This is a genomic window from Schaedlerella arabinosiphila (assembly GCF_003885045.1).
In the GTDB taxonomy this organism is placed as follows: Bacteria; Bacillota; Clostridia; order Lachnospirales; family Lachnospiraceae; genus Schaedlerella; species Schaedlerella arabinosiphila.
The window spans coordinates 150,629-165,791 of record NZ_RHJS01000002.1 but is presented as its reverse complement, the minus strand read 5'-3'; the positions used below and the strand labels follow the sequence as shown (position 1 = coordinate 165,791).

At 49.5% G+C, this 15,163-nt stretch carries 21 protein-coding genes; 7 read left to right on the top strand and 14 right to left on the bottom strand.

Annotation, left to right across the window (positions count from 1 at the left end; genetic code table 11):
• Positions 1 to 127: 127 nt before the first annotated feature.
• The 6 genes from EBB54_RS01510 to EBB54_RS01480 all read left to right on the top strand — a co-directional run bounded on the left by EBB54_RS01510 (position 128) and on the right by EBB54_RS01480 (position 2,294).
• Positions 128 to 349: a hypothetical protein gene (locus tag EBB54_RS01510; RefSeq protein ID WP_125126056.1), complete on the top strand. Its 222-nt coding sequence runs from the start codon at positions 128 to 130 to the stop codon at positions 347 to 349.
• Positions 350 to 351: 2 nt separating this feature from the next.
• Positions 352 to 552 (top strand): type II toxin-antitoxin system RelE/ParE family toxin, encoded by a 201-nt coding sequence (locus EBB54_RS01505; protein ID WP_330554323.1) that lies wholly within the window; start codon positions 352 to 354, stop codon positions 550 to 552.
• Positions 553 to 682: 130 nt separating this feature from the next.
• Positions 683 to 937, top strand: a complete 255-nt coding sequence (locus tag EBB54_RS01500) for a type II toxin-antitoxin system MqsA family antitoxin (RefSeq protein ID WP_243127468.1) — start codon at positions 683 to 685, stop codon at positions 935 to 937.
• Between the two features lie 13 nt (positions 938 to 950).
• Positions 951 to 1,121: a hypothetical protein gene (locus tag EBB54_RS01495; RefSeq protein ID WP_243127467.1), complete on the top strand. Its 171-nt coding sequence runs from the start codon at positions 951 to 953 to the stop codon at positions 1,119 to 1,121.
• A 138-nt stretch (positions 1,122 to 1,259) separates the two neighbouring features.
• The gene (locus tag EBB54_RS01490; protein ID WP_125126055.1) at positions 1,260 to 1,520 is read left to right on the top strand and encodes an AbrB/MazE/SpoVT family DNA-binding domain-containing protein; all 261 of its coding nucleotides are present in this window, start codon (positions 1,260 to 1,262) and stop codon (positions 1,518 to 1,520) included.
• 561 nt (positions 1,521 to 2,081) lie between these two features.
• Complete coding sequence (locus EBB54_RS01480; protein ID WP_125126054.1) at positions 2,082 to 2,294, top strand: type II toxin-antitoxin system HicB family antitoxin; 213 nt, start codon at positions 2,082 to 2,084, stop codon at positions 2,292 to 2,294.
• 202 nt (positions 2,295 to 2,496) lie between these two features.
• Here EBB54_RS01480 and EBB54_RS01475 read toward each other — a convergent pair whose 3' ends face one another.
• From EBB54_RS01475 to EBB54_RS01440, 8 genes are all read right to left on the bottom strand, one after another.
• Positions 2,497 to 4,644, bottom strand: coding sequence for a CotH kinase family protein (locus EBB54_RS01475; RefSeq protein ID WP_125126053.1), 2,148 nt, complete (start codon positions 4,642 to 4,644; stop codon positions 2,497 to 2,499).
• A 59-nt stretch (positions 4,645 to 4,703) separates the two neighbouring features.
• Positions 4,704 to 5,375, bottom strand: a complete 672-nt coding sequence (locus EBB54_RS01470; RefSeq protein ID WP_004073137.1) for a DUF4956 domain-containing protein — start codon at positions 5,373 to 5,375, stop codon at positions 4,704 to 4,706.
• Positions 5,376 to 5,408: 33 nt separating this feature from the next.
• Positions 5,409 to 6,080 (bottom strand): polyphosphate polymerase domain-containing protein, encoded by a 672-nt coding sequence (locus EBB54_RS01465; RefSeq protein ID WP_125126052.1) that lies wholly within the window; start codon positions 6,078 to 6,080, stop codon positions 5,409 to 5,411.
• 255 nt (positions 6,081 to 6,335) lie between these two features.
• On the bottom strand, positions 6,336 to 7,592 hold the full coding sequence (locus tag EBB54_RS01460; protein ID WP_243127466.1) for a sensor histidine kinase: 1,257 nt from the start codon (positions 7,590 to 7,592) through the stop codon (positions 6,336 to 6,338).
• A gap of 73 nt (positions 7,593 to 7,665) precedes the next feature.
• Complete coding sequence (locus EBB54_RS01455) at positions 7,666 to 8,340, bottom strand: response regulator transcription factor (protein ID WP_044990141.1); 675 nt, start codon at positions 8,338 to 8,340, stop codon at positions 7,666 to 7,668.
• 79 nt (positions 8,341 to 8,419) lie between these two features.
• The gene (locus tag EBB54_RS01450; protein ID WP_125126050.1) at positions 8,420 to 10,054 is read right to left on the bottom strand and encodes a Na/Pi cotransporter family protein; all 1,635 of its coding nucleotides are present in this window, start codon (positions 10,052 to 10,054) and stop codon (positions 8,420 to 8,422) included.
• 87 nt (positions 10,055 to 10,141) lie between these two features.
• On the bottom strand, positions 10,142 to 10,498 hold the full coding sequence (locus tag EBB54_RS01445; RefSeq protein WP_004073147.1) for a SpoVA/SpoVAEb family sporulation membrane protein: 357 nt from the start codon (positions 10,496 to 10,498) through the stop codon (positions 10,142 to 10,144).
• Positions 10,499 to 10,551: 53 nt separating this feature from the next.
• Positions 10,552 to 11,565 (bottom strand): stage V sporulation protein AD, encoded by a 1,014-nt coding sequence (locus EBB54_RS01440; protein WP_125126049.1) that lies wholly within the window; start codon positions 11,563 to 11,565, stop codon positions 10,552 to 10,554.
• Between the two features lie 166 nt (positions 11,566 to 11,731).
• On the opposite strand from EBB54_RS01440, the gene EBB54_RS01435 reads away from it, so the two are divergent.
• Entirely contained in the window at positions 11,732 to 12,190 is a 459-nt protein-coding gene (locus EBB54_RS01435) for a SpoVA/SpoVAEb family sporulation membrane protein (RefSeq protein WP_004073151.1), read from the top strand.
• Between the two features lie 168 nt (positions 12,191 to 12,358).
• Here the strand turns inward: EBB54_RS01435 and EBB54_RS01430 are convergent, their stop codons facing one another.
• The 6 genes from EBB54_RS01430 to EBB54_RS01410 are packed head-to-tail and all read right to left on the bottom strand — an operon-like array spanning position 12,359 to position 15,074.
• The gene (locus EBB54_RS01430; RefSeq protein WP_125126048.1) at positions 12,359 to 12,775 is read right to left on the bottom strand and encodes a stage V sporulation protein AB; all 417 of its coding nucleotides are present in this window, start codon (positions 12,773 to 12,775) and stop codon (positions 12,359 to 12,361) included.
• Positions 12,735 to 13,400, bottom strand: coding sequence for a stage V sporulation protein AA (locus tag EBB54_RS01425; protein ID WP_125126047.1), 666 nt, complete (start codon positions 13,398 to 13,400; stop codon positions 12,735 to 12,737). Before EBB54_RS01425 ends, EBB54_RS01430 begins: the two co-directional genes overlap by 41 nt.
• Positions 13,390 to 13,551, bottom strand: coding sequence for a hypothetical protein (locus tag EBB54_RS30490; protein WP_004073157.1), 162 nt, complete (start codon positions 13,549 to 13,551; stop codon positions 13,390 to 13,392). The genes EBB54_RS01425 and EBB54_RS30490 overlap by 11 nt, the downstream gene beginning before the upstream one ends.
• 58 nt (positions 13,552 to 13,609) lie before the next feature.
• Positions 13,610 to 14,329, bottom strand: coding sequence for an RNA polymerase sporulation sigma factor SigF (gene sigF, locus EBB54_RS01420; RefSeq protein WP_004073159.1), 720 nt, complete (start codon positions 14,327 to 14,329; stop codon positions 13,610 to 13,612).
• Positions 14,308 to 14,763, bottom strand: a complete 456-nt coding sequence (gene spoIIAB / locus EBB54_RS01415) for an anti-sigma F factor (protein WP_004073160.1) — start codon at positions 14,761 to 14,763, stop codon at positions 14,308 to 14,310. Before spoIIAB ends, sigF begins: the two co-directional genes overlap by 22 nt.
• Positions 14,760 to 15,074, bottom strand: a complete 315-nt coding sequence (locus EBB54_RS01410; protein WP_004073161.1) for an STAS domain-containing protein — start codon at positions 15,072 to 15,074, stop codon at positions 14,760 to 14,762. The genes spoIIAB and EBB54_RS01410 overlap by 4 nt, the downstream gene beginning before the upstream one ends.
• Positions 15,075 to 15,163 lie beyond the last annotated feature (89 nt).

The window sequence follows — 15,163 nt, the reverse complement described above, 5'->3', positions numbered from 1 at the left end:
GATATTGAATTTTCAAGGTGCATAGCTAAAATCCATGTGCGAAGTTTGAGTAATAAATATCAGAATATTATAGACGGATATTGTTTCAGGAAATTAAAGAAAAAGCAGAAAGAGAGGGAATAAAACTATGAGCAATAGCGAAAGAGCAATGCAGTTGCTTGAAGCCGTTCCAGATTATAAAATTGAATATGTAATTGCGTATCTGCAAGGGGTGACCGCTGGGGACGAGATTTTAGAAAAAATACCGAATGAGGAAACAGTGGAGGCTATGCAGGAATTGGAAAATGGAGGCGGTACAGTCTTTGAAGGCAGTGCGCATGATTTTATTTCTGCAATGCTGGAGAGTTAAGTATGTATAATTTGAAATATTCCGGGAAAATGAAGAAAGACATAAAGCTATGTCAAAAAAGAGGATATGATTTCCAGCTTTTTGAAGTTATACTTGAGAAATTGATGAAACCGGAACCCTTGGATATTAAGAACAAAGACCATGACTTAAGAGGGGAATACAAAGGATTTAGAGAATGCCATATTTCGCCGGATTGTTATTGATATATCGTTATAATGGAGAATTTTTAGAACTTTCCAGAACCGGTACGCATTCGGACTTGTTTTAAAATGTAGAAATGCAAAAAAAGATAATGGCTTATATTCCTAATTCAAACAAATTTGAAGATGATTTATGAACCAGAAAGTTCAGATGAGTATGAGATGTGCATGTTGTAAAATCGGGCAAATGGAAGAAACTAAGACGACGTATTTTGCAGAGCTTAAAGATTGTTATGTTATTATAGAAAATGTGCCCTGCATGAAATGTGGCCAGTGCGGTGAAGTTGTTTTTAGAAATTCCATTGCAGAAAAAATTGATGATATCTTAGATGATTTAGAAAAAATAGTAAGTAAAATTTCAATTATTGATTACTCTAAAGTTGCGTAGGAAGGTGAAGAAAATGAGTAAGATCATGGATGAAATTTCGAAAGACGTTGCAATTAGAGCTGTAGTTAGAACCTATCGGGAATCTAGTCTGGATGATGCAACTATCATAGAGAAAATCATGGAAAGATTTAAACTTACCAATGAAGCGGCTATCGGATACGTCAATGAAAAGTGGTCAGCATAATCAGCCATTTAAAAGAGAGATGCTAAGGCATCTTAAAATAGTACTTGATTTGATGCTGGAAAAAACTAAAAAGAACTAAACGAAATTAGCTGGAAAAATCTAAAACCCAATAATGATCTACTAAAGGGAGATGATATAATGATAGCTGAATTACGCCAGAAGGCACAGGTTACGATTCCAAAAGAAATCATTGTAAAGCTGGGACTGTCAGAGGGAGATAAGTTGGATATCTTTGAAAAGGACGGCTCTATCTGTATCATGCCAGTGGTTGTTTATCCAAAGAAATACCTGGATGACTTAAAAGAAGAGATCCGTGACGTGAAAGCTAAGATCGCCTCTGGGGAGCAGCCAGTTTTTGATAGCGTTGATGCTTTGTTTGATAAATTGGAGGCAGACTAATGGCATACAAATTTACATTTATGTCCCGTTTTCAAAAGCATTTTTAAAGGCTAAGTACACAGGAGAAAAATCAGCTAAAAATCAAACTGGAACTTCTGGCGCAGAATCCGTCGCATTCATCATTACGTACAAAACGGATACAGGGTACAGACCTCTTTGAATGCAGTGTTAATATGGATATTCGCATTATTTGGTACTATGAAGGGGATAAAATGATTATTTTGTTGGATGTGGGGCATCATGGCATCCTAAAGCATTTCTGATAGCAGGAGTGCCTACGCTTTCCAAAAAATCCTTCCCAATTCGTCTGCAGAGCGCTCTCTTATAGAAGGCAAGAAAAAAAACGAAAGTCCGAAAAAATAAACATATGTTCGTTCTTCATTGTTTCCATTGTCAAGGCTTGGTTCTGAGAATACCGGAACTGAGCCTTTTTTCGTTGTTTTGGACGGAAAATACAGGGAAGAAAGCGTTTACACAAGGAAGTACATCTAAAGGCTTACAAAGGGGAACGGCGACGAGTGGGGGACGGCAAAATGGCGACGGCTGGGAAGAATTAGGAGTATGGATGCAAAATATGAAGTGGTTATTTGGTGGAGTAAGGAAGATGATTGTTATCTGGCGGAAGTACCTGAATTACCAGGATGCATAGCAGATGAAGAGAGTTTACCGGAGGTTGCGGCTGCAATTGAAGAGGAGATAAAGTTATGGATTGATGTAAACAAAAAGAGAGGAATTGTGATACCAGAGCCTAAAGGACGTTTAATGTATGCTTGATGATAGAACAAGTGTATTTAATTTGACGCCGGAAATATCTAAAAAGTATTTATAAAAATTAGCAAGACGTCAAAAGCGTATAAATAACGATTCTAATAGCAGAGGGATAGGCAGTGTAAAATAGTGCGTGTTTAGATGAAGTAAAAAAGGACTGCCTGGATCACACTTATTTCCTGCCAGTCCTTCTTTTTATGTTCATTTTTTATGAGTATCTTTTAAACCTGCATGCACAGATGATTCCTGTAAATAGTACAATAAATGAAAACCCTGTCATGATCCATATATTTCCCATGTCCTTCCTCTGAACCTCTGGCTGAGCCATCGCCCCCATGTCCTGGGGTTTGAATCTCCCTTCAAATTCCTCTGCACCAGGGTCGGTTTTCTCCTGAACTCCTCCTGATCCCAGATGGCTTTCTTCACCAGTACCTTCTGGCCCGATACCAATTTCTCCGTCGGTATCTTCCGAGCCGATACCTGTTCCTCCTTCACTGCCTTCTGGCCCGATACCAATTTCTCCGCCGGTATCTTCCGACTCGATACCTGTTCGTCCCTCACTGCCTTCTGTCCCCTCTGCGTCTTCATCCGCAAAAACTTCTGACGCCCCCGCAAACTTTCCCGGGCCGCCTCCCGGACCGAACGTATTTCCCATGGTTCCCATTGTTTCAATGGCCAAATCCCCTGCTTCTACCCCTTCAAATGCTTCCGTCTGCTGCTCCTCCGACGGGAACTGCTGTGCCGTGCCTGTGGATGAGATCGTCCCGTCCAACTGCCCCTGAATGCTTTCCGCCCGAAGCCCGCAAAATGTTTTCAGCGTAGAAACACCCTCTTGAAATTCTTCATAGGAACAGAACTTTGTAGGATCTTTTTCCACATACGGCGCAATCATTTCAGAAACAGTATCTATCATTTTTTCAAATTCGCCGCTTATAAAATATTGGCTGAGAAATTCCGAAAAATACTGGTGGTACAGTTCTGTATATTTCTCATCTGCAAATATCCACGCAAGCATAGGCCGGGATTCCACCGTACCGCCGGAAACCGGAGAATCGATGGGATAATTTACCAGGCTCTGCGCGTCTGTTCCTGCCTCAAATCCGCCGAAGGCAAGATTATAATCCCACGGAATCATGGAAAGCTGCCCGTCCTTTTCATATAAATAATAATTGTGGATCATAAAGCCCGTATAGCTGTCAAAATTACAGACAAAATTATGCACGACGAAATAGCGGATCACTTCCTCTACGTCAACCACATTTTCTATATTCTCACCTTCATTCAGATTTTTCAAGGACGCGATCAAGCGGTCTTTATCGCTGTCTGAAATTTTCGTTTTCGCATTTTCAAAAATATTGGTATAACTGTCATATTCATCATCCGTATAGATCAAGGAGACATCCTCACTGCCCATGGTCATTTTGCCAGGAACCTTTTCTCTTTCCACTCCAGAAGCATCGGTCTCACTGCCGGAAATATCTTTTGTAGGCATCTCTGTATTCGGCGCTACCATGTTCTCACCTCCGAAATTCTCCATATCCTCCGGCGGTATTTGGCCTTCAAAGTTCTCCATTCCCTCCGGCGGCATTTGGCCTTCAAAGTTCTCCATTCCCTCCGGCGGCATTTCATTCATCCGCCCTGCCGGATTTCCTGCAGGTGATTCTTCAAAATTTCCGTCTTCCCACAGACCGCCCTCTCCCGGATCGAACCCGGCTCCGTTTCCTCTGCCGCCGCCCATACTCATACTGTCGGGCTTATACAGTTCTCCGTAATCCGTTCCATAATTCCGTTCCAGGAAGCTTTCTTCCACTCCTTCCACGGCAAGATACAGGCCAAAATCCTCTCCGTTTACCGTAATATATACAAAACTGCAGAGCGGCGAGGCCACACCGGCTTCGGCCATCATTTGATAGGATACATAGTCCTTCATATAGGTATTGTCCTGGATGATATTATTCAGGCACAGCTTATCCAGCCCATAATAGGTCTTTGCCTGTTCATAATGGTCAAACTCTACCTTAAAGCTGTAGCGGTCATTTCCATAGGATGCCACAGATGTCAGCGACGTATTTCCTTTGGCCCGGATCGCCACATTCTGATATGCCTCCTGGTCGATCACCAGGGAACAGGACACATACTCTTCATCCGTACACCCCTCCAGGAATGTATCCCAGTCTTCCATCTCAATATCAATCGTATGCACAATGGATGTGTCAAACAGCTTCGACTCATATCCCAAAGCACGCGATACGGCCTGTACGCCAAGCTTCCCTGCATTCATAAATACAATTGTCAGAAGCAGCACCAGCACCAGAACGCCGCAGCAGATCCTGTCAATCTGTTTATGCGTTGACATCAGTTTTCCTCCTTATACAATGTAGCTCCCCGCCGCCTGCGGTTCCGGAGCATCTCCTCCTATCCCATATAGTCCCCGTTATAGCTGACCAGTACGGCGCTTTTCACACCATCCATTCCGGAAAGTGTATTGATAAACTCCGTATTCTCCCCCTTCATTCGGATCTCCGCAGTCACCTCCACCATACTCCTCTGAACAGTCTTGCTTTTTACGATGCACCGGCTGACCTCCTGTTTCAGGAAATCCAGCGCTTTTCGCTCGCTTTCCTGGTTCACGCAGCTGAGCACGACAATATATGGGTTAACATATGATTTTTTATTGACAAACAAAAGCAGCACCGCTCCGATAAAAACTCCCCCGAACACGGCCAGCGGGATCATGCCTGCTGCCAGTACGATCCCTTCCGCAATCGCCCAGAACAAAAACGCAATGTCCAGCGGTTCCTTGATCGCGGTTCGAAAGCGGACGATGGACAATGCGCCGACCATACCAAGGGACAGCACGATATTGGACGTCACCGCCAGGATGACAAGGGTCGTAATCATGGTCAATGCAACCAGCGTCACCCCAAAGCCGGAGGAATACATCACCCCGGAAAAGGTTTTCTTATAGATCAAAAAGATAAACAAACCGATCCCAAATGCCAGGATCATTGCCAGCGCCATATCCACAATACTGACGCTGTCCACATTCTCCAGAAAACTGGATTTGAAAATATCTTGAAATGTCATATGTACCAATCCTTCCTGATTTTCAATTTTTATCTAACCATATCTGCGGCAGGCCGCGTATTTGGAAAATGACGACGTACGCCGCCCGTCCAGCTGCACGAGATCCCGAATGACGGAGGGCAGAAATGCATCCCATTTTACTTCCAGGATTGCAGGCGCGTCCTTCGCCGGAACTGTGACGCAGTCCGGATCCAGAAAGTCAGTGCCGTACAGCCCGGTTCGGATGTGATAGTCCAGCGTGACGCGGACATTGCCGGGAGCATAGACAAACGGCTCCCGGGTATAGTCCACAATGGTTTTCGGACGCAGCCCCTGGAACTTCATTTTGCAGTACAATTCCTCCACCAGCGGCCTCCCGCTGTCCATCATCCATCCCCACTGGTTTTCAATTACAGCCTGCGCTTCATCTCCTGACATGCCCGTACTCTGCTTATTTCCCAGCCCGCCGCGCCTGCTTTTCTTTTCCAGCCAGATCCTGGAATGGTCCCGGTTGTAATACCGCAGCCGGAATTTCTCCCTTCGATCCACCCCATCGATCTTCTCACGAAGCGCCTTATCCCCGGGCGTATCGAAATACAGGCTTCGGACCTCATATTTCCCATCCGCCGCGTGGGAATCCTTCTCCATGACCGCACCCAGACGCTGCCTAAGCTGCAGCAGATCCGAGACATTGATCTCATGCTTCCATTCATGACGCCAAGTCAAAACTTCCCTCCCCTTTCTGATCGTTTGTGTGACAGGTAGTCAAAACAGTTCATGATTTTTCCAACTGTACTGTTTGGGTAGATTCTACATGGGAAACCTTAGATGTAACTTAGAAATATGTGAAAAAAGTGTTTCCTGAAAAGAAAAGCCCCCTGATACCGCACCGTACCAAGGGGCCTTGCCTGTTCCTGTTTTATTTTTTCAGATCATTCCAAATGCTGTCAAGTCAGTCCATTCTTATAGCATCCTGTCTTTTTACATCCGAACTGTAAACACAATTCTGTTTTCTTCCCGATACTCTGCCCGGATCTCTCCCCTGCCGTGTTCCGCAATCGCTCTGGCGGCGGAAAGCCCGATCCCGTATCCCCCGCTCTTCTGCGTTCTGGCGCCGTCCCCCCGGTAAAAACGGTCAAACAGCTTTTCCGGTTCGGCCCCAGGCAGCTCTGCGCAGTCGTTCTCCACCTGCAGCAGCATTTCCCGGCCCTGTCTCTTTAAGGTGACAGCGATCTCCCCACCGGCAGGTACATACTTCACCGCATTGTCCAATAAAATGGACACCAGGCGCAGCATGTTTTCCCGGTTTTTGCAGACCTCTATGTCCCGGCCAATCTGGGTCTCGATCATCACGCCTTTCAAAGCCGCCGACTCGCAAAACGGCGGCAGCGCTTCCTCCAGCAGCCGGCTCATGGAAAAATCCGATACCGGCAGCTCTGCCGCGTCCTCATCCAGCCTGGCAAGCACCAGAAGGTTCTGCATCAGTCCGTTGAGGCGAACCGTCTGGGCCTTGATGCTGCGGCTCCATTTGGTCTCCCCGCCGTGAAGCTCCATGGCCTCCGTATTTGCCAGAATGATGGCCAGCGGCGTTTTGATCTCATGTCCCGCATCCGTCACAAACTGCTTCTGCCGCTCCAGATTCCGGGCAATGGGGAGGATTGCCCTTTTTGACAGCAGAATCACCAGAAGCAGCATCGCGCCCCAGCAGAGCACACCGATCCCCGCAGACAGTACCAGCACCACCAGCAGGGAATGCTGCTGTGAGGACGTATCCAGAAACAGCAGGATCTCCCCTTGTCCGTCGTGTGCGAACTGCCGTCTGTATTTAAAATGGTCCAGCTTTCCGGATTCCTTCCCCAGTTCGTAAATGTCCTGTGCCCAGCGTTTTGCCTCCTCCGTGGATACGGAGGAAATCCGGCTGATATCCGCTTCCTCAATCTTCCCGTCGCGGTCAAACCGAACAAAAAAATACCGGGCCGCCATGGCATGATCCCTGGTAACCGGCGGGCTGAAAAAATCCCCCGGCTTCTTTTGGGGCATCCCCGGAAACGGCGACGATTGGGGGACTGATTTTCTCGGTCCCGCTGCCTCCTGGGCCAGTATCACAAGGAGCTGATCCGTCTGCTGCCCGTTCTGCCGAAAATTCAATCCGTTGATGGCGCCCAGCAGAATGACAAGCAGCACCGTCACTGCCGACATGGCCGTAAGGACAAATTTTCTCTGAAGTGTTTTCTGCATCCTGCATTCCTCCCGCGAAAAGCCTTCTGCCGCCGATCCTTCTATGTCTTCCGTGCCGTTCTGCCGCTTCGTCTTATTCCTTCAGATCCAGAGTGTAGCCGATGTTTCGTTTCACCCGGATCTCCACCTTGCCGCTCAAAGCCGCCAGACGTTTCCGCAGATAAGATATGTACACCCAGACGGCCCCCACCTCTGCTTCCGTATCATATCCCCAGACCTTCACAAGCAAGTCCTCTGAGGAAAGATAACGCCTCTGGTTCTGCATGAGCACCTCCAGCATGCGGTATTCCAGCTTCGGCAGTATGACAGTCTGCCCGTTTCCGCTCAATTCGTAGCTCTGGAGGTTCAGGGAAATGTCCCCGCAGGTCAGGATATCCGGAACAAACGCCTCCCTGCGCCGAAGCATTGCCCGCACCCGGGCCAGCAGTTCCTCCATGGCAAACGGCTTGGGCAGGTAATCGTCCGCGCCCAGATCCAGCCCTTGAATCCGATCCTCCACCTCCCCCTTCGCGGTGAGCAAAAGGATGGGGGTGCGGCATCCCTCCCTGCGGAGCTGTTCCAGCACCTGAAATCCGTTTTTCCCGGGCATCATGATATCCAGGATGATGCCGTCATACTCTCCTGTCCTGGCATAATCCAGGGCTTCCTCCCCGTCATACACCGGGTCTACCATATAATGATGGTAGGTGAGAATGTCCGTCACCGCCTCGGACATGCTCACCTCATCTTCTGCATATAATATTCTCATCCTTCACCCGGCTCTTTCCTGCTGCCTGCAAGATCCCTGCAGGCATTTTTCTTCGAGTCCTTTCCGGCCCTTCCCTGTATCAGGACATCAGAATCTCCTCCGCAATATTCCGGGAATGGTCGGATATACGTTCCAGACATACCAGAGCGTCCAGATATACAATGCCTGCGTCGGTGCTGCACTGGTTATTGGCCAGCCGCTTCATATGCGCGGAACGGAGCTGGATCTCCAGCTCATCGGCCTGACTCTCCTTCTCGATGACCTTCATCGCCTTTTCCTTGTCATTTCCGGCAAATGCCTCTACCGCATAGCGGTAGCTGTCGAAGCAGACCTGCATCATCTCCTTGAGCTCTGCCGTCCCCTTTTCCGAAAACTCCGCCTTACGCTCCGTCATCGTCTCGGCAAATTCGGAAATATTTTCACAGTAATCGCTGATACGTTCCATATCCGACAACGTCTGCAGCAGGCTTGCAATATGCTGGTGCTCCTTTTCATTCAATGACAGGGAGCTTAGCTGGATCGCGTACCCGGTGATTCCGCTGCACAGGTTGTCCACCGTCTCCTCTTCCTCCCGGATCTTCCGGATCTGGCGGTCATCCTTGGAAAACATGACCTGCTCTGCCCGGTCGGCAGTTCTTACCACAATCTTTCCCATTCTGGCGATCTCGCTGACTACGGACTGCAGGGCGATCCCCGGTGTCTCCAGCATACGTTCGTCCAGAAGCACTCTGCTTTCGTCCTGGTCGCGGTCGTCTTCCCGCTCCAGCTTCTTCGCCAGCTTGATGATCAGATCAGAAACCGGGAAGAGAAGGACGGTGGTGCCGATGTTGAAAATCGTGTGCACCGTACTGATCTCGGTCTGGGTGATCATGCCTGTCCCCGCCGTCGGGAACACTACTTTGAACAATACAATGGCAACAATGCTGAACAGCACCGTACCGATGATGTTAAAGAGTAGATGCATCACTGCCGCTGTCTTTGCCGTCTTCTTTGCCCCGATACTGGACATGATGGCTGTCACACAGGTACCGATGTTCTGTCCCATGATGATATACACCGCCGCGTTGAAGGGCACCAGCCCTGCGGCAGACAGGCTCTGCAGGATACCTACGGACGCGGAGGAGCTCTGGATCACCGCGGTCACTACGGCTCCGGCTATGATTCCAAGAAACGGGTTATGCCCCAGGGTTATGAATATGTTGCGGAACCCTTCTGAATCCTGCAGCGGCGCAACCGATGCGGACATGGTTGTGATTCCCACGAACAAAAGTCCAAAGCCGATGATGATGCTGGAAATATCCTTCGTGGAACGCCTTGTTCCGGTCAGCATCACGACAACACCCAGCATGATCGCAATGGGCGCCAGGTTGCCGGGGCTTAAAAACTTGGCCCATTCCACACTGGATACCAGCCATCCGGTCACAGTCGTACCGATGTTTGCCCCCATGATAACTCCCATCGCCTGATTCAGGCTCATGATCCCTGCGTTGACAAAACCAACCACCATGACCGTGGTGGCGGAAGAGCTCTGGATTACCGCCGTAATCAGCGCCCCCAGGAGCACCCCGAAAAATTTGTTACGCGTCAAGGCCTCCAGCATGCTTTTCATCCTGTTGCCGGCGGCATTTTCCAGTCCCTGCGCCATGATCTGCATGCCGTAAATGAACATGCCAAGCCCCCCGATAAAGGGGACGATAATGTTTACATAATCCATATGCTCTTTCCTCCCTCGTACAAAACACTACACGAACAAGATAACATTATCCCCGGTAAAAAGCAACAAGAACTTCTTTTCCTCTGCCTATTTTTTCATCCGCGGCTCGAAGGTGACAGACGCCAGATACCCGAACACCAGCGCCGCGCAGATGCCCACCGCGCTGGCCTTGAAGCCGCCCTGGAAAATCCCCAGAAATCCACTTTTATCCACCGCTTCCTTTACGCCCTGCCACAAAACGTTGCCGAACCCCAGGAGGGGCACGCTGGCTCCGGCTCCTGCAAACTCCTGAAAGGGCTTATAGATATTGCAGAAACCAAGAACCGCCCCGGTGCAGACCAGCAGCACCATAACACGTCCCGGCATCAATTTTGTACGGTCCAGTAAAATCTGTACCAGCGCACAGATGATTCCTCCGATTAAAAATGCTTTTACATAATCCAAATCCTTATCCTCCTTTTCATGTAAATTTTGCCTTTCTCTGTTACTATTCACAGTCAATTCACATGTTCCAGTACGATTCCGTGGGCAATTCCCGGAATACTTGCGCCTTCATTAAAGCTCACCGTGGAAAGCAGCGCCCCGGTAGGCACGAAGAGGACGCGTTTCCATTCTCCTTTGCGGATTTTCGGCAGAATATAGGAAGAAAGCGTTACAGCCGCGCAGCCGCAGCCGCTTCCACCGGCATGGGTATCCTGCGACTTCTGGTCGAAGATGACCATTCCGCAGTCCATATGCTTGATACGGATATCATAGCCCTTTCCCTGCATCAGGTCAAAAAGGATATCCTGCCCCACATATCCCAGGTCGCCTGTAATGATCCTGTCATAGTCCTCCACGCTCCGCCCAAAGTCCTCCAGATTTTGTACAATGGTGTCCATGGCGGCCGGGGCCATGCAGGCCCCCATATTCTGGGAATCCTTCAGGCCGTAATCCACGATCTTTCCCACCGTCACACCGGAGATGCGCACATGGCTTTTCTCCGCCCCCACCAGAAAGGCACCGCTTCCCGTCACCGTCCAATGGGCGGACAGCGGACGCTGGCTGGCATAGCCCAGGGGGAAACGAAATTCCTTCTCCGCGCTGCCGAAATGGCTGGACGTAACCGCCAGCATCCGCTCCCCATAGCCTGCGGCCACGCTCATGGCGCTTAAGGCCAGCGCCTCCCCGGAGGTGGAGCAGGCACCGTAGAGCCCAAACAACGGGATCTGGAGCGACTCCACGCCCATAGAAGTGGCGACTCCCTGGCGGAGCAGGTCCCCGCCGAATAAGAATCGAACCTCCTGGGGCTTTACATGCGCTTTTCCAAGGGCCAGCACGCAGGCTTCCTTCTGCATGTTGCTCTCCGCTTCCTCCCAGGTCTTAGCTCCGAACAGGTCGTCCTGATTCGTCATGTCAAATAATTTTCCAAGGGGGCCTTCCGCCTCCTTGCTGCCGGCAACGGAACCGCTGCTGATAATATAAGGCGAGACTTCAAAGCTGATGCTCTGCGCTCCTCTGATCTGATTCATTTGATTTTTCAATTCCTGTTCCACACAGTTTCCTCATTTCCAATCCGTGGGTTGTTAACCTGACCGGATTCATTTTTAGTACGTAGTATAAGAAAACCAACGGGATTTTATTCATGAAGCCGTATAAGATCTTACATTTTCCAGATACTATCCATGAGGTGAGAATATGGATAAAACACAAAAAATGAAGCAGGAAAAGCAATATGAAACCTATGTAAAGCAAAAGACGCCCGTCCACAATGTATGGGTGAATATGGGAAAGGCATTTGTGACAGGCGGGATCATCTGTACCGCGGGACAGCTGATCTATAATTACTGCAAGCTGCGGGATTTTTCCAAGGATGCCTGCAGCGGCTGGACGTCCCTGCTGCTGATCCTTCTCAGCATCATACTGACCGGGATGAATGTCTATCCCAAAATCGCAAAATGGGGAGGCGCCGGCGCGCTGGTTCCCATTACCGGGTTCGCCAATTCCGTAGCTGCCCCGGCCATCGAATATAAAAAGGAAGGGCAGGTATTCGGCATCGGCTGCAAGATCTTTACTATCGCGGGCCCCGTCATCCTCTACGGCATCTTTACCACCTGGGTGCTGGGGTTTCTCTACTGGCTGTGGGGAATCATGTAACCCCGCCTGCGCAGCGAAAGGGCTGCCGAATCCCGGCAGCCCTTGATACGAATTATACGAACGAAACAACGAGCCAGGTGAGATGCATGGCACATCCGGCTCATCGGCATTTATTCCCGCGAAGCAGCGAGCCAAACAGTCATGCCCGTATGGATATCTGACGTTCCATTACCAACGCTTCAGCAGATAGATAAAGGCTCCCAGCCCGCGCCCAAGGGCCATGCTGAGGATAAAGGCCACACTGTAGCGCACGATCTTGAGCCTTCGTATAAAGATGGGAAATACATTCAGCACCTCCGCAAGGGCCATGGCCCAGCAGCCTACAAAGATCCCGGACAAAAGCCCGAAAACCGGAAGCAGGAAGCCCAGATATCCCATCTGGGGACGGAATACCGATATCAGGTTGCCCGCCACGCCTCCCAATGCGGCGCAGTCCTCGTAGAGAAGGATCTTATCCGCCGTATGGGTCCGGTCCGCGAAGTCCGCGATCACCCCCAGCTCCACGATCAGCGCAAACAGCCCGCCTGCGATAACCACCCCGGAACTAAGGCCGATGATTCCCAGAAGGATCTGCTGTACCCACATCCAGCTCCGCCCCCTTTCTCGATGCATTTTCAATCAGAGTGGTCTGAATCTCATTTTCATAGACCCGCATCTGCACCTCAAGGGGAGTGGGATCCACGGTAAATTTTTTCTTCCCGAAATGGTTGAAGAATACCAATATCCCGATGGTGATCCCCACGGAATAGCTGACCTCCATGATCGAAAAGCCGTCTGTCTTTGTTCCCATCACAAATTCATACATCTGGGAAAACAGGTCCGACACGGACGCGTCGTTGTTAAATGCCATGATCGCAAATGCGGATCCAGCAAAGGTCAGCACCGCCACAAACACCGTTTTGATCAGATGAACCGCCATGCCGGGAGTTTTCTGGTCTTCATAGGTCACGATGATGTCCGTCTCTCCCATATTCTGAATATCCACCCCGGGATATTTTTCATGGATGCAGGCAATAATTTTCAATATGGAGATCACATACCGGTGCTTTCCTTTTTCCGGGATCTTGAGGATCTTCAAGACCCTGAGCTTTGGGATCATCGCCTTGTTGCTGCACTCCAGGGTCAGTATATCCCCCAGAGTGACGTCTGTCTTTGTAACCTCCACATCCCGCTCGCCTTTGATATAGACCGTTTCCTGGTTAGCCGACATACGATTCTGCACCCGGCCTCTGGATCAGCGTTCCCGCGCTCTCGGAAACAGCCTCAGCGTCGTTATAGTAATAATAAAAAATTCCGATCACCACTGCCGCCAGAATCATGCTCATCAGGCAGATCCGGATTTTTCTTCTTCCCTCTTCCATTACAGCCACCTGTCCTTTCTCTATAATATAGGAATTAGTATCTAAGAAAATCCGAAAATTATACACCTGATTCCCGGCGCAGAGCAGCCATGATCTTTTTTTCCATCCGGGATACCTGGACCTGCGAAATCCCAAGCTTTTTTCCCACCGCCGACTGGGTCTGATTTTTAAAATAGCGCAGGTAGATCAGCCGCCGTTCCTCCTTGTCCAGTGTTTCCAGCAATTGCTGCAGCAGCATGGAATCCAGTATTCTGTCCTCCTGGTGCTCCTTCTCCACCAGCTTGTCCATCAGCCTGATCTCACTCCCCTCCTTCTGGTGGATGGGCTTATAAATGGATTCCACCTCCCCTCCGGCCTCCATCGCCTGGACGATTTCTTCTTTTTCCACATGGAGCTCCAGGGAAAGCTCTTCGATGGTGGGCTCCCTCCCCAGGGCGGCAGTCATCTCCTCCCTTGCCTGGAAAAGCTTATAGGACAGTTCCTTCAGGGATCGGCTCACCTTGATCATGCCGTCATCCCGCAGAAACCGCTTGATCTCCCCGGATATCATAGGCACCGCGTAGGTGGAAAACCGGACGTCATAGGACAGGTCAAATTTGTCAATCGCCTTCAAAAGTCCGATGCTGCCGATCTGAAACAGGTCCTCCGCATCCGTCCCCCGTCCATAGAACCGCTTCACCACGCTCCAGATCAGCCCCACATTCTCCTTTACAAGCTGCTCTCTTGCCTCCTTATCTCCTTCGTGAGCTTTTTGAATCAGAGCGATTGTGTGGTCCATAGATTCCTTCCTTTTCCAATTGTTTTCTCCATCCTGACCGTGGTTCCCCCGCCCAGGGCAGATTCCACCTCCACCTTATCCATAAATGCTTCCATAAACGCGAACCCCATACCGGACCGGTCCAGCTCCGGCCTGGTGGTGTACATGGGCATCATTGCCTGGGCAATGTCCTCGATCCCCTTTCCCTCATCCTTCACGACCACCATAAACAGATTTTGATCAATCCGGCACTGTATCCTGATTTTATGTATCTCCTGGTCATAGCCATGGATGATGGAATTTGTGACCGCCTCGGATACGGCCGTTTTCACGTCGGACACCTCTTCCACTGTCGGATTGAGCTGTGTCAGAAATGCCGCCACTGCCACCCGCGCAAACCTTTCATTTGAAGAACAACTGTCAAATATGACCTCCATTTCATTTGTGTCTCTCATCTCTGATCCTCCTCATATATCTGCATAATTTTTGTAACTCCTGACATCATCAGAATCTTTTTGATCCTGGCGTTTGCATGGACTCCCCATACTTCGCCGCCGATCAGATGGACCAGACGGTATCTGCCCATGACCGCCCCGATTCCCGAACTGTCCATAAATTCTGTCTCCCCAAAATCAAAAATCACATATTTTATATGACTGCGTTCTATGATCGCATCCGCCTCTTTTTTTATTTCCTCCGCCTGGTGATGGTCCACCTCCTTTGGAAGAAAAATCGTAAGGCAATTCTCTTCTACCTGATACTTCATTTATCTATACTCCTCCTGATCATATGGTAACGCCCCCTCGTCTCCGGTTTGTCGGCATACAGAAAACCTGTCACTGGCAGCTTTTCTGT